15 protein-coding genes are annotated in these 17,647 nt (G+C 41.0%); 10 read left to right on the top strand and 5 right to left on the bottom strand.

Annotation, left to right across the window (positions count from 1 at the left end; translation table 11 throughout):
• Nucleotides 1-94: 94 nt before the first annotated feature.
• Genes HUE98_RS15675 through HUE98_RS15665 form a run of 3 tightly spaced genes read right to left on the bottom strand, consistent with a single transcriptional unit; the run spans nt 95 to nt 3,426 of the window.
• Nucleotides 95-745, bottom strand: a complete 651-nt coding sequence (locus HUE98_RS15675; RefSeq protein ID WP_241421534.1) for a response regulator — start codon at nt 743-745, stop codon at nt 95-97.
• Nucleotides 738-2,303, bottom strand: a complete 1,566-nt coding sequence (locus HUE98_RS15670; protein WP_241421533.1) for a GAF domain-containing sensor histidine kinase — start codon at nt 2,301-2,303, stop codon at nt 738-740. Before HUE98_RS15670 ends, HUE98_RS15675 begins: the two co-directional genes overlap by 8 nt.
• On the bottom strand, nt 2,269-3,426 hold the full coding sequence (locus HUE98_RS15665; protein WP_241421532.1) for an iron-containing alcohol dehydrogenase: 1,158 nt from the start codon (nt 3,424-3,426) through the stop codon (nt 2,269-2,271). Before HUE98_RS15665 ends, HUE98_RS15670 begins: the two co-directional genes overlap by 35 nt.
• 158 nt (nt 3,427-3,584) lie before the next feature.
• Between HUE98_RS15665 and HUE98_RS15660 the strand changes: the two genes are divergently transcribed.
• On the top strand, nt 3,585-3,869 hold the full coding sequence (locus HUE98_RS15660) for a hypothetical protein (RefSeq protein ID WP_241421531.1): 285 nt from the start codon (nt 3,585-3,587) through the stop codon (nt 3,867-3,869).
• 226 nt (nt 3,870-4,095) lie between these two features.
• On the opposite strand, the gene HUE98_RS15655 is transcribed toward HUE98_RS15660, so the two are convergent.
• Complete coding sequence (locus HUE98_RS15655; protein WP_241421530.1) at nt 4,096-5,151, bottom strand: NAD(P)-dependent alcohol dehydrogenase; 1,056 nt, start codon at nt 5,149-5,151, stop codon at nt 4,096-4,098.
• Between the two features lie 187 nt (nt 5,152-5,338).
• A complete protein-coding gene (locus HUE98_RS15650) occupies nt 5,339-5,689 on the bottom strand; it encodes a PadR family transcriptional regulator (protein ID WP_241421529.1) in 351 nt (116 codons plus the stop codon).
• Between the two features lie 346 nt (nt 5,690-6,035).
• Here HUE98_RS15650 and nadA point away from each other — a divergent pair, with 346 nt between their 5' ends.
• The 9 genes from nadA to ligD all read left to right on the top strand — a co-directional run bounded on the left by nadA (nt 6,036) and on the right by ligD (nt 17,546).
• Nucleotides 6,036-6,950 (top strand): quinolinate synthase NadA, encoded by a 915-nt coding sequence (nadA, locus tag HUE98_RS15645; RefSeq protein WP_241421528.1) that lies wholly within the window; start codon nt 6,036-6,038, stop codon nt 6,948-6,950.
• A gap of 69 nt (nt 6,951-7,019) precedes the next feature.
• Entirely contained in the window at nt 7,020-8,654 is a 1,635-nt protein-coding gene (nadB, locus tag HUE98_RS15640; RefSeq protein WP_241421527.1) for an L-aspartate oxidase, read from the top strand.
• The gene (gene nadC / locus HUE98_RS15635) at nt 8,633-9,466 is read left to right on the top strand and encodes a carboxylating nicotinate-nucleotide diphosphorylase (RefSeq protein WP_241421526.1); all 834 of its coding nucleotides are present in this window, start codon (nt 8,633-8,635) and stop codon (nt 9,464-9,466) included. The genes nadB and nadC overlap by 22 nt, the downstream gene beginning before the upstream one ends.
• Before the next feature lie 452 nt (nt 9,467-9,918).
• Complete coding sequence (locus HUE98_RS15630) at nt 9,919-12,399, top strand: histidine kinase N-terminal 7TM domain-containing protein (protein WP_241421525.1); 2,481 nt, start codon at nt 9,919-9,921, stop codon at nt 12,397-12,399.
• 612 nt (nt 12,400-13,011) lie between these two features.
• Nucleotides 13,012-14,199 carry an NAD(P)/FAD-dependent oxidoreductase gene (locus tag HUE98_RS15625; protein ID WP_241421524.1) on the top strand — a complete coding sequence of 396 codons (1,188 nt, stop codon included), beginning with the start codon at nt 13,012-13,014 and terminating at the stop codon, nt 14,197-14,199.
• A gap of 27 nt (nt 14,200-14,226) precedes the next feature.
• Nucleotides 14,227-15,198 (top strand): thioredoxin-disulfide reductase, encoded by a 972-nt coding sequence (trxB, locus tag HUE98_RS15620; protein ID WP_241421523.1) that lies wholly within the window; start codon nt 14,227-14,229, stop codon nt 15,196-15,198.
• A gap of 21 nt (nt 15,199-15,219) precedes the next feature.
• Entirely contained in the window at nt 15,220-15,549 is a 330-nt protein-coding gene (gene trxA, locus HUE98_RS15615) for a thioredoxin (RefSeq protein ID WP_241421522.1), read from the top strand.
• A gap of 194 nt (nt 15,550-15,743) precedes the next feature.
• Nucleotides 15,744-16,601 (top strand): non-homologous end joining protein Ku, encoded by an 858-nt coding sequence (gene ku / locus HUE98_RS15610; RefSeq protein WP_241421521.1) that lies wholly within the window; start codon nt 15,744-15,746, stop codon nt 16,599-16,601.
• Nucleotides 16,602-16,604: 3 nt separating this feature from the next.
• A complete protein-coding gene (ligD, locus tag HUE98_RS15605) occupies nt 16,605-17,546 on the top strand; it encodes a non-homologous end-joining DNA ligase (RefSeq protein ID WP_241421520.1) in 942 nt (313 codons plus the stop codon).
• Nucleotides 17,547-17,647: the final 101 nt, after the last annotated feature.

The following is a 17,647-nucleotide window of genomic DNA, read 5'->3' as shown; positions in this document are numbered from 1 at the left end:
TAATATATTATTCTATCAAATTAACAGTTTCCCTCTATTAAAATTTTGTGTAAAGAACCAAGGGCAGTGCCAAGGGAACGGTTCTTCTAAATAGTTAGTCTTCTGTATCCGATAGCAATTGGGTGGCTAAAGCTACACGGTTATGTACATTCATTTTACGCATAATATTTTGTATGTGAAATTTTATGGTATTTTCACTCAAAAAAAGATTAGCAGCTATTTCTTTGTTGGTCAAACCCTTTGCTACTAATCTTGCGATGTTTAACTGCTGTTCAGTTAACTGGGGAGTACTGGAATCTTTTCGCGGAACTTCCTTGACTTTCTCAATTAAGTGTTTTGCTACTTGAGAGTCTAATATTGTTTCCCCTCTGACTACTGCTTTTATTGAACGTTTAAGCTCTGCGATTCTTACATTTTTAATTAAAAAACCCTTTGCCCCTGCCATTACTGCCCTTACAATAGAATCCTCCTGTTCAGCATATGCCGTTAAAATAATTATACGGATATCAGGATAACGCCTCATTAGTCTTTTGCAGATATCGATACCGTTTTCATTGGGCATACGGTCATCTAAAAGAATTACATCCGGGCATACATTTTCTAACAGCTTAATTAGTTCATTCCCATTAGCCGCTTCTCCGATGATATTAAAACCAGGTTCACACTGCAGAGTTAATTTAAGTCCTTCCCGTACTATTTCTTGATCATCCACAATTATCAGTGAAATGTTTCCCGTTTTAATCATCCCCTTTAAGTGGAATTAAAACAGATACTTTTGTACCCCAATCGTTTACCCTTTTTATTTCCAGGATTCCATTTAGATAATTGGCTCGCTGCATCATATTTTTAAGTCCAAATTTTTTATTTTCCTGGTATAAGTCGTTCAGGTTATTATCAGAAATTCCTATACCATTATCAATGATTGATAATTCTAACTGTTTCTTTTTAAATATTAAAATAATATCTATCTTAGTGGCTGATGCATGCTTTAGAGCATTTACTAATGCCTCCTGGGTTATGCAGTATACTATGTTATGTAATTCCATCGGTAGTGTAGGTTCTATACCAGTAATATCTATAGTAATTTGGGCAGAACCAACCTGATTCAGGTCCTGTACCAGTTCTATTATACTTTTGCTTAAAGTATGATTTGTTTTCATGGAGGAGAATTCATAAATAACTTTTCGTATTTCCTGGCTCGCTTTATCTACCATTGAATCTAAAACTTGAAGCTTATTATAAACGGAACATCCGGGAGAAAGCTGGTTGTAACACCAGTCAAAGTGAAGCCCTATAGCGAATAAAATTTGCAGTACATTATCATGCAGGTCTGCGGCAATTCTATTTCTTTCTCTGTATAGAGTTTGCTCCTCTCGAACACGGGACAGCATATCGTAAATATTTTTTAATTCCCGGTTTTTTTGCTCCAGATGTTCCTTCTGCAGGCATTCTGCCTCATAGTGTTTTTCTGCTTCTTGTTTTAAAAACAGTGTGTCCTCAAAAAGCTTGGCGTTTTCTAACGCTATGGCAGCCTGATTACCTAGTATTTGTAGTATGGACTGGCAGGCATTATCATGTTTGTACCGTTTATCAAAAAATAATAAAATTAGACCTACTGTTTTTCCACTTGCTCTCATGGGAAAGGCTACTAATTCTGTTAAACCATAGCGTTCCGGTAAAAAACTTAAGGTTGCTTCATCTTTAAGATTTTGATAATGTGTGCCCAGAAAGCTTAAAAAATCTTCTCGATCAGTTTTATTAAACCAGGAAGAAAAATGGGTTTCTAATATCTTCTGTTCTTTGCAAGGTTCGGGTACGTGTATGCTTATGAGTCTTTCATGATTTACCATCATGATTATATACTGTGCATCGGATACCTCCAGAAGAGATTTTCCCAAAGCCTGTATGAGGGGTTCAACCCCCTTATGCAGCATCAGCAGGTTGTTGGACATCATTTCCAGGGATTGGATGGCTTTTTTTAAGCGAATGCTTTCCATCTCTAATTTAGCTATACTTTCTTTTAACACGCTGTAATGAGTTTTTCCAGAAGTTTTAACCCCACTCAATTTTTCCAGAGCAGCCGTTTTTATGTAAGCTGCATTCTGGTAGCTGTTATCCCTGGTTTGACTAAGTGTTTCCGATACATTCAGCTGATTGTTTTTAATGAGGCGAAGAGTCTCTAATACTTTCAGTTGTTTATCACTCTGAAAAGATGTGGGGATAAGATTCTCATTTTTACCGGTGTCCTGTTTTTTGTTTTTATCCGGTTTAGATAGCCCGGAGGAACAATTCCCGGATTTCATCAGGTCCAGCCTCCTTAGGATTGGTAATCAATACTGCATCATTTGCAGCTTCTCTACATAATATATCGAGGCAGTCTTCTGTTAGATTGCAGCCCAAATCAGAAAACTTCTGATTAATGCCTACTTCTTTTGCCAGGGTCCTTACAGTCTCAACAGCACTGAGAGCCGATTCTCTAAGACTTCGGTTTTGAGTTGGCTGCCCCAAGGCCTTGGCAATTTCAGCAAACCGCTCAAAACAGGCCGGTAAATTGTATTCCATTACATAAGGAAGCAGTACAGCGTTTACTTTACCGTGGGGAAGATCAAACATTCCTCCAATTTGGTGTGCCATGGCATGCACTGCTCCGATTAAAGCATTTGAACAGGCTGCTGCAGCCAGAAGGCTGGCCTTGGCCATGGCATCTTTAGCCTTAAGATTGGTTTTACTGGAAACTGATTTGCTCAGGTATTTTGAAATCAATTTGATAGCGGCTAATGCATATGAGTCTGTTAAAAAATTTGCGGCTATTGAAACATAGGCTTCAATAGCGTGGGCCAGGGCGTCCATTCCTGTATTAGCCGTTAATTCTGGATCTTTTGTGGTTAAAATTAGAGGGTCGGTAATAGAGATATCCGGGATTAGGGATTTGCTTATTAGAGACATCTTAATCTGGCGCCTGCTGTCCGCAATGATAGCAAATTGAGTAATGTCTGCACCTGAACCTGCCGTTGTGGGAACCATAATCATGGGAGGAAGGGGGTTGGTGATTTTGTCTACTCCTTCATAATCATGGATAGTTCCCGGGTGAGCAGCCATTACTGCCACTGCCTTAGCTACGTCCATTGGGCTGCCTCCTCCAATGGCTAAGATAGAATCACATTTTGAATCCTTGTAGGCAATTGTAGCCTGTTCTACTTCATAATCTTTAGGATTAGGAGTGAGATTGTGCCAAATTTCAAATTTTATTCCCGCTTGTTTAATTTGTGGTACAGCAACATCTATCCAACCGGCTTTAATAATTCCAGGATCTGTTACGAGAAATACTTTTTCAGCCCCTACCCGCCGGGCGCAGTTGCCTACCTGCTGGATAGCCAATCTTCCAAAAACAATCTCGGGGATTCTAAACTCTCGTATAAATTCCAATTGGACCACCCTTCCCAATATAAATTTAAAAAAATATTACTGTGCTTGTCTTCAAAGGAATGGCTGTGCTTTTATAATAAACATGGCAGTTTTATTCATTCCCCTGTGTTTATAACTTAATATTAACGTAAATAAAGCTTGTCAACAATAGTAAATATTTGTTGATATATAAAAAATCACTGCCGATGACCGTTATGAAAAGTATCAGCAGTGATTATCACTACAGCAATAAATTTTCTATTCTGCTTTACCGCAAAGCCATAGTTGACAGTTCCATCGGCTTCCCGAGGGACTCTGCTGCGTTTCGGGTAACCGAAATGTCCAATGGCACACGGATATTAACAGTTTTCGCTATAGACCCCCATGCCGCCCCCTGCGGCGGCGGCACCAAGGGAATGAGGAAAACATTTTATGAGTCAAGGAACCGTCCCCTGACTCATTGACTCATTGACTCATTGACTCATGATTTTTTATGGAAGGGTAAGGGATCAAGTATACACTATTTATTCATCGGTAGTAGTATATCTGCTCACTTTTTTTAGGAGGAGGAGCAGAGGCAGGAGTTCATGCCTTTAAAATCCAACAATATGAAAATTAAAATAGGTACCGGTATACTCTCGATATGAAAGAGCCCTTACCCCGGGTAAAAACTGATGGGATTGTTAACAATTAGATAATAACAACAGGCTTAATTAGGTCACGGGGTTTATCTTTCATCATCATCAGAGCTTCTTCTGATTTTTCTAAACCATTAAAAACATGGGTAACCAGTTTACTTGGGTCTACTCTGTTATTTTTAACCAGCTCTATCATTTTTTCCATTCTTAAACGTCCACCGGGAGTTAACCCACCTCGGATAGTCTTGTGGGCCATGCCGCAGCCCCAATCAAGTCTAGGGATGGGAAGAGTATCCCCTTCTCCAAAATAGTTAACGTTACCAATTGTTCCTCCGGGAACTGTTATCTTAACTGCGTCAGCCACAGCACTGGGAGTTCCCCCGGCGATAATGGATGCATCAACTCCTTTATTACCTGTCAATTCCATAATCTGTTCCACAATATCTCCGTCCTTGTAATCTACTACATCAGTAGCACCATAAAACTTAGCTGCCTCTATAGTAACAGGCCTGTTGCCAACTACAATGATTCTTCCGGCACCTCTTAATTCTGCACCGGCTACACTCATTAACCCTACTGGACCGATACCCAGAACAGCTACGGTGTCTCCCAGTTGAATATCAGCCAGCTCTGCACCGTGAAAGCCTGTAGTCATCATATCAGGCATCATAGCCGCAACTTCCAAAGGAATATCATTGGGGAGAACAGCAAGGTTCATGTCTGCATGGTTTACATGAAAGAATTCTCCAAATACGCCGTCTTTAATATTTGAGCATTTCCATCCGGCCAGACAGCCTCCCGAGTGCTGGTGAAAACCTTTTTGTATTTCTAAGGTGTCCCAATCAGGAGTAATGGCAGGAACGACTACCCGGTCACCGGGCTTAATATATTTTACTTCACTTCCTACCTCAACTACTTCTCCTATGGCTTCATGTCCTAAAATCATATTGTTTCTTTCCCCAATAGATCCTTCCCAAACGGTATGAACGTCTGATGTGCAGGGAGCTACAGCAAGCGGCCGACAAATTGCGTCGTATGGACCTGCTGTGGGCTTATCCTTTTCAATCCAGCCAACTTCACCGATTCTTAACATAGCAAAACCCTTCACTTTTTAAAACCTCCCTATTGTTTTTTATTGCACTCTTTATGTGTATAATCTTAGCGCTGGCCTGTAATTATGTCACCATGAAGAAGTATAGTCTTTAGGATACATGATATAGTAGTTTTTACACTTATTTCTTACTATACGAATTTACAGTTCTCGTAATTTCCTACCCGATTAGATAGTGTGCTGCTTAACCCGTATGCTTTTTCTTTTCAATCAAAACCCGTGTCATTTCGTGCCAGGATTCAATTGCCGTATAATAGGCCTTAATTCCTTTTTGTGTCAATGTATATACTTTTCTTTTCCGTCCTGCAACTGTACTAATACTACAGGTAACGTAACCCTCGGACAAAAAGTCATTCAGAACAGGATAGAGCGAACCTTCTGACGGAGAACAATTTCCATCAGTCAGCTGTGTAATGAACCTGGTTATGACATAACAGTGCAATGGCCTGCCGTAAAGTACACGGAGAATTAAAAAACGGGAGAGACCAATTTTTAATAGTCCGTTCCAGTAACTTTTGTCAAGATAGTTTCCCATATTATCACCTCCCTGTAATCTTTAACTTTTCATGTTTAGCCAAAGATGTGTAAATAGTGAATTTTAACGACATAATTCTAGCAATTAGGACATCCTTTGTCGCCATGAAAGGGTGTAGTATTTAAATACTAAATATAGTGGTTTCTTTGTATTCTCATTTTACTGTTCAGTTTTATTTCTTTCGTTATTTCACTACCCGTTCAGGTAAGTATTAGCGTACGTTTATGTACATGAAAAACCCTTTTATACCGGGCATAGAATGTTTGACAAGGGTATTTAATCGTGAGATAATGGTTAAAAGTTTGGTGGTCATCAAAGATGCTGCAGTGTAAGGGGGGGTAGGAACATGGAGGATAAGGCAAAAATATTAATAAAGAGGTTATCTGAGCTGAAAGATGAGAGAAATGCCGTTGTTTTGGCTCATAATTATCAAATAGATGAAGTTCAAGACTGTGCGGACCATGTGGGGGATTCTTTTGAGTTAAGCAGGATTGCTGCAGAGACCCCGGCACAGGTGATTGTGTTTTGCGGTGTACATTTTATGGCGGAAAGCGCTAAGATTTTAGCGCCAAACAAGACGGTGCTGCTGCCGGAAACAATGGCGGGCTGTCCTATGGCGGACATGGCAGTGGCCGAGAAGGTCAGGGAAATGAAAGAGAAATATCCTAAGGCGGCAGTGGCCTGTTATATCAATACTTCGGCTGCGGTGAAAGCAGAGTGCGATGTTTGTGTAACTTCTGCCAATGCTTTGAAGGTGATTAACAATTACCCTGCAGATGAGTTTATTTTTTTGCCTGACCAGAATTTGGGTAATTATGTTGCCGGTAAGACCCAAAAGAAAATTATATTATGGGATGGTTATTGTATAACCCATCACCGGGTTACGGCAGAGGAGGCCAGGAAGGCCCGGGAAGCTATTCCTGGGGCGTTACTTATGGTTCATCCGGAATGTCGTCCGGAGGTAGTTGATCTGGCAGATAAAGCATTGGGTACCGGAGGGATGCTCCGTTACGCTGGGGAATCCCAGGAAACCAAGTTTATAGTGGGGACGGAGATGGGTCTTATATATCGTTTGAAAAAGGAGAACCCCAGTAAAGAATTTTACCTGCTTTCGGCAGGAATGATTTGTCCTAATATGAAACTAACGAATCTGCAGAAGGTGGTTGACTCTCTAGAAAATATGTCGCCGCAAATTGAAGTTCCGGAGGATATCAGCACCAAAGCTAAGATCTGTCTGGATCGTATGATGCAGTATTCTTAAGAATTAAAGGCCTTTCTTGGCTCGGGCCAGGAAGGCTTCTTTATTTTTGGTTTATAAGAGGTGTATACTATGTTTCCAAGGTACCTGGTTAATTTTAATCTTTCCGAACTGGAAACTCGAACCAGTGATTTTTTAATCATTGGCGGGGGAGTGGCCGGTCTTTTTACGGCTGTTAAGTTAGCCTCCTTAGGAGAGGTTACGGTGATAACCAAGCTTTCTTTGGATGAATGTAATACTTCCTATGCTCAGGGAGGGATCGCTTCGGTTATTAGTGAAGATGACAGTACCCTCCTTCACGTAGAGGATACTTTACAGGCCGGCGCCGGGATTTGCAACGAAAAGGCAGTGAAAATTCTTGTGGAGGAAGGCCCCTCCAGGGTTAGGGAATTGATTCGAATGGGGTTAGATTTTGACCGGACTAACCAAAATTATGCCCTGGGTAGAGAGGGCGCTCATTCCAAAGACAGGGTTCTTCATGTGGGAGACTGTACCGGCCGGGCTATTCAGAAAGTATTGATGGATACGGTTATATCTAATAAAAAAATAAATATAGTGGAAAACTTGTTTGTCATTGATCTTTTGACGGACCGGGACCGCTGTGTGGGAGCCCTGGTTCTTAATTTAGAGAAGAATCGGATAGAGGCCTACCTTTCCAAATATGTGGTGCTGGCCACCGGGGGGATGGGTCAGCTCTTTAATAGAACTTCAAATTCTGATGTAGCAACCGGTGACGGTGCAGCCATGGCTTACCGGGCAGGGGCTGAGGTGATGGACCTGGAATTTTTTCAGTTTCACCCCACGGTGTTTTATCCCACGAAAGGCAAGCCATTTTTAATATCTGAAGCGGTACGGGGGGCCGGGGGTATTCTTCGCAATGAAGACGAGGAACAGTTTATGATACATTATCATCCTATGGCGGATCTGGGCCCCCGGGATGTGGTTACCCGGGCCATAACCAGTGTGCTTCGGAAAACTAAAACCAATAGTATTTATCTGGATTTAAGGCATATGGGAGAAGACTATATTAAGAAGCGCTTTCCTAACATATACTGTACCCTTAAGGATTATAATATAGATATAACTAAAGATTTAATCCCAGTGGTACCGGCAGCCCATTATACCATGGGAGGAGTAAAGACCAATGTTTTTGGCGAAACCAATATAAAGGGTTTATATGCCGCAGGGGAGGTAGCCTGCAATGGTGTCAATGGAGCCAACAGATTGGCTAGTAATTCCCTGCTGGAGGGCCTGGTGTTTGGAGAACGGGTAGTGAGAAAGATTAAGAGTGACAGGGAAAAAGTCTCATTTCAGCCTTCTTCTATGGAAATAAAGTGTCTGGAAACAGTTGATGCCGCTGATTTAGAGTTGGATATTCCCGCCGTAAGAGCCATGTTAAAGGAAATTATGTTTAGTCGGGTGGGAATTATTCGTTCCCAGGAATCCTTACAATCAGCACTGGATTTTATCAGCGAATATGAAGGTATTTTTGGTAATAAAGATTTAAATCAAAAAGGTTTTGAGTTAATGAATATGTTTTTAGCTGCGGCAATAACGGCCAAGGCTGCCCTGATGAGGGAGGAGAGCAGGGGAGGACACTTCAGACAGGATTTCCCGTCTCAGAGAAAAAAATGGCGGGGGCATCTGGTGTTTTCACTATCCAGAGAAAGAAGGGAGGAAGTGAATTGGATAGAAACCACGTGGTAAGAGAAATAGTAATCAAGGCGTTAAAAGAGGATATAGGAAAAGGGGATATTACCACTGAGAGTATTTTTACCCAGCATCATAACAGCCGGGGTCAGATTGTGGCCAAAGAAAAGGGGATCATCGCCGGCCTGGATGTAGCCAGAATGGTTTTCAGCCTGGTTGATCCTGCTGTGAAATTGATTGCTAAAATGCCCGATGGCGAAGAGATAAAAGATATGCCTTTAGTGGTGGCAGAAGTAGAAGGTCCAACCCGGGGGATTCTCCAGGGAGAAAGGGTAGCTTTGAATTTTATCCAAAGGCTTTCGGGGATTGCCACCCGAACACGAAGGTATGTTGAGGCGGTAAAAGATTATCCAGTTAGAATTACGGACACCCGGAAAACTACTCCGGGTTTAAGAATCTTAGAAAAGTATGCGGTTTCAGTAGGGGGCGGGATTAATCACCGTTTTGGGCTTTATGATACTCCTATGATTAAAGATAACCATATTATAGCTGCGGGGAGCATTCGGGAGGCCGTTAGAAAAGTAAGGGAGAAGGCTCCCTTTACGGTTAAAATAGAGGTAGAAGTCAGCAGTTTAGAGCAGGTTCAGGAAGCCCTGGCAGAGAAGGTGGATATCATTATGCTGGATAATATGAGCCTGGATATGATTAAGGAAGGGGTTTCCCTGGTGAATGGGCAGGCGCTGGTAGAGGCTTCAGGAGGCATAACTTTAATAAATATTAAACAGGTGGCAGCTGCGGGAGTAGACTACATTTCAGTGGGAGAACTTACCCATCATATCAAGTCCCTGGATGTCAGTATGGAATTGTAACAAACACTTAAATAAACATCAACCAATAGATTATTAAAAATTTTTTTTAAAAAATAGTATATATATACTTATTTCGGGACAATATATTATCAGAGCCCGCGACAGTAAAGTTAAACTTCCAGTTCTTGAAAGTTAATTCTTACAGTTTCTTGGGAGTTACTTTAAAACTTTAAAACTGATCCATACTTTATAAGTCCCTGGATTTAAGTTTTTAAGCCAACTGTATCGCGGGCTTTTATTATTGTGTTTCTTTAGTAAAAATGTAGAACCCAGCTTTAGTTAATTAATTCAATTCCATAATTAGAACTTTTTCTTCAAAAAATACAAAAAAATAGCAAAAAAATCACTGCAAACAAGGAAAACCAGAATCAATTGAAGAAGTATTATCTCCTTAATATATTAAATCTTACTTTATTGAAGACAAAATAAATTTTACTTCGAGGTATTTACTTATGTTTTTCAATGTATTTTCCCTTCCGTTATTTGCATCGGCTGTAGTTGCATTTTTGCTGGTCCTTTTTTCCTGGCGCTTTAAGGAAATTAATGGTGCAAAATACTTTATATTTCTTTCCCTTGCCGGTGTTATCTATTCCCTGGGCTATGCGTTGGAGATTTCTACCCAAACCTTATGGGGGTCTTTATTTTGGCTAAAAATACAATATATAGGCATTACCACACTTCCAGCTTTTTTGATCCTCTTCACTTTAAGTTATACCGATAGAGACCGATGTATCACCAGGCCGTTGTTGGCTGTATTATTCTTTTTATCCCTGTTTTTTATGGTTTTGGTAGTCACCTTAGAAAATCATGAGTTTTATTATCAGTCTGTTCAATTGAATGTACAGAGTCCGTTCCCGGTTATTTCTTTTACTAAGGGCCCCGGTTATTGGATGTATATTGTTTACATGGGAGCTGCTTCTATTTTCAGCTCTCTTTTACTATTTCAAATGTGGCTGCATTCCGTTTCTATGTACCGCCGCCAGATTGCTATTGTTCTCATAGGTTCCCTGATTCCCTGGGGGGCAAACCTGGTTTATCTATCATTTATTAACACCTGGTTTTTGGATTTTACCCCCTTTGCATTTACTTTTAGCGGGATTTTGTTTTTTATAGGCCTTTTCCGTTACCAGCTATTTAATCTGGTGCCAATAGCTTCTACAGCTTTATTTAAACAAATGTCTGAAGGAGCACTGGTTTTAGATCAGCACAAGAGGATTGTGGATTTTAATCTGTCTGCTGCGAAATATCTTGGGTTAACCGTAATTGATAATGGAAAATTATGGGAGGATGTATTGGCCTGCTGGCCGGAACTATTAAGTGAGGGGGAAGATTTATTTATAAAAAATCTTGTTGAAGTGCAGAGGAATAAGGATGGGAAATTATGCTGGTTTGAATTAGAGTCTTTTCCCCTGAAAGATAACTCTGAAAAAGTAATTGGGCAAATGCTGGTTATGAAAGAAATTACAAACCGTAAAAATGCGGAGAAAGCTTTGAAGGTTTCTGAAGAACATTACCGTATCCTGGTGGAAAATGCCAATCAAGCTATTGTTGTCTACCAGGATGAAATGCATAAATTTGTGAATCCTATGGCAGTAACACTTTTTGGAGGCAGTAAAGAGAAACTGCTTTCTGTTTCTTTCCTGGAATTTGTTCATTCTGAAGACCGAGAAATGGTAAAAAATAGGTATCTAAAAAGATTAAATGGTCAAGATCCTCCGGACAAATATAATTTCAGGATTATCTTCGAAGATGGCAGTTTAAAATGGGTTGAAATAAGTGCAGTTTTAATAGAATGGGAGGGTAATCCTGCAGTTTTAGGGTTAATTAGCGATATAACCGATAGAAAACGCTACGAAGAACAGCTGACATATTTAAGCCTTCATGACCAGCTTACCGGTCTTTATAACTATACTTTTTTTGAAGAGGAGCTCAATCGATTGAGCAAAAGCAGGGATTATCCCATAACGATTATTGCTGCTGATGTTGATGGGTTGAAATTTATAAATGATACTATGGGGCATGACCGGGGCGATAAGCTGTTAAAAATCTGCGCAAAGGTATTAAAGAAGTCTCTACGTGAATCGGATATCCTGGCCCGGGTGGGAGGTGATGAATTTACAGTTTTGCTGCCCCGAACAGAGAATAAAAAGGGAAAAGAGATTGTTGAACGAATACGATTACAGGTTGTCCGTTATAATAAACAGTTCATTCATTTGCCTTTAAGTATTTCCCTGGGTATTGCTACGGCTAAAAACCAACAAGAATGCCTTCGGGAGACATATAAAAAAGCAGATGATTTGATGTATCGCAGTAAGATCTTACATGGGAGCGGTGCCCGCAGTCAGATTATGAGTACGCTTTTGGCTGCTCTGTCTGAGAGGGACTTTATTACAGAGGGTCATACCCAGAGACTGTCTAAGCTTTGTAAAGTTATGGGGGAAATGATGGATCTTTCATCCCGGCAGATTATTGATCTGGTTTTATTGGCCCAGGTACACGATCTGGGAAAGGTGGGGATCCCGGATCATATATTATTTAAAAAAGGACCGCTGACAGAGGATGAATGGGAGATAATGCGTCAGCATCCGGAAAAAGGATATCGAATAGCTGTCTCTTCTCCCGAACTTAAAGAAGTGGCGGAGTTAATCCTTAAGCATCACGAGAGATGGGACGGTAATGGTTACCCTCTAGGTATTAAAGGGAAGGAAGTTCCTGTGGAGTGCCGTATCCTCTCTATAGTGGATGCTTTTGATGCCATGACTAATGATAGGCCTTATCAAAAGGGGAAATCTAAAGAGGAAGCTGTAGAAGAATTGAGAAGGTGTGCTGGAACTCAGTTTGATCCAGAGCTGGTAGAAAAGTTTCTGTCGGTATTAGATTGGTTAATTATAGATGAAGAGATAGACGAAGAGATAGAGGAAGAAGTCAGTTGAACATAAATTAAAAATATTAACTCCAAAAGGATATTTAATTGCAGAAGCTGGAGCGTCAAAATTGTTATAAATTTACATATATAAAAAATTAAGAATATCTGTATATTAAATTAAAATCGGGACAATATAATATTAGAGTCCGCAAGCAGTAAGTTGTCTTCCAGCGCTTTTAGCCTTGCTTGAGCCTCCTGGAAGCTGCTTTTAAGGCCTTTAACATTCTATACTTTATAAGTCCCTGGAATAAGTTTTTGAGCCTGCTGTCTGCGGGCTTTTAATTTTTTTAAAAAAGTTGTATTAAAAATTGTATAATAATTTAGATAGTGGGCAATATAATATCAGAGCCCGTTGATGTAAGGTTTTTCTTTCAGTGCTTAGAAGTTAATCTTTTTAAGCTTCCTGAAAGTAACCTTTAAGGCCTTTAAATGGTTTCATACTTTCACTAGTCCCTGGAATCATGTATATGCCTTTTGCATCTCGGGCTCTTTTTTGCTCTTTTGGATTTTTTAAGGAGGGCTGATTTCCATGGATGTTGAGATTGCCTTGAAGTAGCCGCTTTTAATGTGTTATAATGACTTAGTTGTTAAGACAACAGAAGCTAAAAGAGGTGTTGGTATGAATTATGATTTGGCTGTGATAGGGGCAGGGCCTGCTGGTGCTTCGGCAGCACGAAATGCAGCGTTAAAAGGACTTTCCGTGGTTATCATTGAAAAACAAGCACTGCCCAGGATGAAACCCTGTGCCGGCCTGGTTAGTAAAAAAGCTCTTACTGAGCTGGACTTTGATTTGCCCGAAGGGCTTACTGCTCAAAAAATTAGAGGAGTTAAGCTGGTTGACTCAGTTTTTAACGAATTTACGGAAAAAACCTCAAGAATTATAGGAAGAACGGTTAAAAGAAGTGAGTTCGATGCTTTTCTTACCCAAAAGGCCAGGGAAGCAGGAGCTGACCTGAAGGACAATACCCGTCTTTTGGACTTCAAAGAGGAGGGCCAAAAAATTGTTCTAAACACCTCTCAGGGCCAATTGACCTGTCGGTTTTTAGTAGGTGCCGATGGCGTTTACAGCAGAGTAGCTAAAAAGTCCGGCATCAGAAAAAAATGGCGCCGTTGGGATTTAGGTTTTACTTTATATATGGATCTTCCCCTGGAGGGCCCCGTGGAGGGCATAGATCCCGAGGTGGCTGAGCTGCATTGTGTTTCTCATCCATTTAGTATGGGCTGGTTATTTCACCACGAGAATTACCTAAATATTGGGATTGGCACATCTAAGTTAGTGGAGAAAAAAAGTATTGGTGTTTTCCATAACTGGTTGGACAGGCTTTGCAGAGAAAAGAATCTTCCTTTGAAAGATTACAAAACTCAAGGATATTATCTGCCGGCGGGGGGTTTTAAAAGAGCTATTTCTCAAGGTCAGGTGTACCTGGCGGGTGATGCAGCAGGTTTTGTAGACTCTTTTTCAGGAGAGGGTATTTATTTTGCCTTGAAAAGCGGACGTTTCATTGCTGAGGAGATTATATCCGGTTTGGAGCAAAATAGAATAGAACAGATTGGTTCTCGATATACTAACAGGTGTTACCAGGATTTTTTAAAGGAGTTTCGACTGTCCCTGGCGGTGGCAATTCTTTTGGGCAAAAAAGTAATTCCCTTTCAGTTTGTCCGTTATAACCCATTTTTGGTGCGTTATATAGCCAATATTATGGAAAATACCGGAGGCTATGGGCCAATGTTAAAGGATATTGGAATTAAGTTTCCGCAGTTGTTAAGCCGTTATGCTAAAGGGAAGATAGGGCAAGAAAAATCGTAGGAACAAACTTTGGGACTTAATTAAAATTTGCAATATATTGATAGGATTAACCATAATAGTAAGGAGGTGCTTTCCCTGTTATATGATGTAATAATTATTGGCGGTGGCCCGGCAGCTTTGACGGCGGCAATTTATGCCAGTAGAGCCAAGCTTTCTACGCTGGTAATAGAAAAAATGGTGTTGGGCGGCACAATAGTGATTTCCGAAAAGGTAAATAATTACCCGGGGTTTCCCCAGGACATTTCCGGATACGAATTGGGTAAGCTTTTTGAAGAGCAGGCTAAAAATTTTGGTGCGGAAATAAAATGGAAAAATATTGTCCGGTTTGAGGACAGAGGCGATGTAAAAGCGGCCATAAGTGAAAAAGAGGAGTTTCTGGCGAAGTCTGTAATTATTGCCACCGGAACCAGTCATAAGAGCCTGGGTGTGCCGGGGGAAGAGAATTTTATCGGCAGGGGGATATCTTTTTGTGCTACCTGTGATGCTCCTCTCTTTAGGAATAAAAAGGTTTTGGTGGTGGGAGGCGGAAATGCTGCGTTACAAGAGGCCATTTTTACAACCCAATTTGCAGAGAAGGTTTATATAGCCCATCGTGGCGAAAATCTAAGGGCAGAAAAAGATTTACAAGAGCAGGCATCGGAAAATGAAAAGATTGAGTTTTTATGGAATACAGTGGTGAAGGAAGTAAAGGGAGAAAATCTTTTAGAAAAAGTTCTGCTTCGGGATAATGTTACCGGGGAAGAGTGGATGTTAGAGGTCGGCGGTATGCTTATCTATATCGGAGTTCACCCCAATACCTATTTTCTGGAGGATTCAGAGGTGGAAATGGATGAAGAAGGCTACATAATAACCAATGAAAAGATGGAGACCTCTATTGCGGGAGTTTATGCCGCCGGCGATGTAAGGCAGAAGAAGGTGCGGCAGGTGATTACCGCCGCTGCTGACGGTGCTGTTGCTGCCAACCTGGCCAAAAGCTATTTAAAGAAGAGAAAATCTTAAAATATAAAGGAGGTCAAATTAATGTCAAAAGTATTAGAGATAAAGGACTATAACTTTGAAGAAGAGGTTCTGCTGCATGAAGGGGAACCTGTTTTGGTGGGTTTTATGGCCCCATGGTGTGGGCCTTGTCGAATGTTAGCTCCGTTTTTAGAGGAGTTGGCTGAGGAATTTCAGGGAAAAGTTAAAGTGGCAAAGGTTAATGTGGACGAAAGTAGTTTAACAGCCACCAATTATAAGGTGTTAAGTGTCCCTACCCTGGTCTTTTTTAAGGATGGAGAGATGAAGGAAGTATTGGTGGGTTTTAGACAAAAGGAAGAGCTGCAAGGTAAGCTGAAAGAGTACATAGTATAAAAACTTATATATTATTGTTGATGTGAATTGATGAATATTGGTGTGAATTGATGTATGTTGGTGTGTATTTATGTGTATTAAAGGTAGTATAATGCTAATTTAATATAAATAAGCCCTCCGGGTTATGTTGATGTATAGAATGCCATTATATTCAAAAGATATAAACAATCAACTTGATCTTTGGGGGGTTTTTTATGCGCACAATTTGGAAGGGAGCTATCAGTTTTGGGCTGGTCAGCATACCGGTAAAACTTTTTCCGGCAACGGAGAGGAAAGAAGTAAAATTCAAGTTTCTGCACAACAAATGTAAAAGTCCTATTAAAAATAATAGAGTATGTTCTTCCTGTCAGCAGGAGGTTGGATGGGATGAAATTATCAAAGGTTATGAGTTTGAAACGGGAAAATATGTAGTTTTTGATTCTGAGGAACTGGAGCGGTTTCCCCAGGGTAGATCAAAAACGGTGGACATTGTGGATTTTGTAAACTTAGAGGAGATTGACCCGGTTTATTTTGATAAAACATATTATATGGCTCCCGGTGAAACCGGAGAAAAGCCTTATGTCCTGCTTAGAAACATTATGGAGGAAACCGGGAAAATTGCCATCGCACGGGTGGTCATCCGGACCCGGGAAAATCTGGCAGCCATTCGGGTTCATAACGGGATTCTTACCATGGAAACGATGTTTTACCCTGACGAAGTAAGGAACACTGACCTGGTTCCTGTGGAAGGCCGGGGAATTACTATTCATGAAAATGAGCTGAAAATGGCTCAGCAGCTGGTGGAAAATCTGGCCTCATCCTTTGACCCAGAGAAATACTTTGATGAGTATCGGGAAAGAGTGCTGCAAATTATTGAGGCCAAAGTAGCGGGGCAGAAGATAGAGGTTCCCGAAGCGCCGGAAAAAGCCAAGATTGTCGATTTGATGGAGGCTTTGAGGGCCAGTGTGCAGATGACGGAGGGTAAAGAGGAAGAGAGGGCAGGACTAAAAAAGGATAAAAAGAAAAAACCACCCCAGGGGCGGAAGAAAAAAGAGAAAGCAGGGATTGGCTAGATTATGGAACGTGACCTGTTGGAGGAAAAAATAAAACCCATGGAACCCCATTCCAGAAAGGATATTCCCCTGGGCCGGCAATATCTATATCAGGTAAAATGGGATGGGGTCAGGATGCTGGCATTTATTAGTGAGGGGAAGGTGAGGCTGCAAAACCGGCGGCTGAAGGATCGGACCCTGCAGTATCCGGAGGCCATCCAATTACCTTCTCAGGTGAAGTTTGCTAAAGGGGTTTTAGACGGGGAGATGGTGGTGCTTCGGCAGGGGAAGCCCAGTTTCCCTTCTATATTGAAAAGAGATCTATTGACTCGTCTGGAACGGCTGCAGACACTGACACACACCCTTCCTGCTGTGTATTATATTTTTGACCTTCTTTATATTGAGGGGAAACCTCTCTTTTCATGTCCCTATGAAGAGCGTCAACGGCTGTTACGAGAGTCGGTGCAGGAAAGTGATTTTATAAAGATTACCGATAATTCACAGGAGGGGGAAAAGCTGTTTGCCTGGGCAAAAGAGAACGGTCTAGAGGGTGTGGTGGCTAAAGTGAAAGACAGCCCCTATGTTTCCGGTAAAAACTCACATCACTGGTGGAAAATAAAGGTGAAGCATAAAATTATGTGCACCATAGGAGGTTTTACGGTTAAGGACGGCCGGATCTCATCCCTGATGGCGGGAGCCTATTTGGGACAGGAACTATTGTATGTGGGCCGAGTAGGGACCGGACTAAAAGAAGATGAGTGGAGAAACCTTATGGGTTATTTAATGGAACGACAAATTTCTGAATCTCCTTTTACCAATCTTCCCTCCTCCCAAAGCAGCATTTGGGTGCAGCCCAGCCTGGCCATGTGGGTGGAGTTCAGTGAGTGGACACCACAATTAAAATTAAGAGCACCCTCCATAAAAGGCTTTACCACCGCAGACCCGGAAGAATGTACCCTCCCCTGACACCTTTTTTCGTTATTTTACTATTTGCACTTATGACTTAGAATATTAATTTAAATTACACAAAAATACAGTGAACTCGTTTCAGCAAGCTGAAACATCTG

The sequence above is a fragment of the Candidatus Contubernalis alkalaceticus genome (assembly GCF_022558445.1).
Taxonomy (GTDB): Bacteria; Bacillota; Dethiobacteria; order SKNC01; family SKNC01; genus Contubernalis; species Contubernalis alkaliaceticus.
The sequence above is the reverse complement of the archived record's forward strand: the minus strand, read 5'-3'. Positions and strand labels throughout refer to the sequence as shown.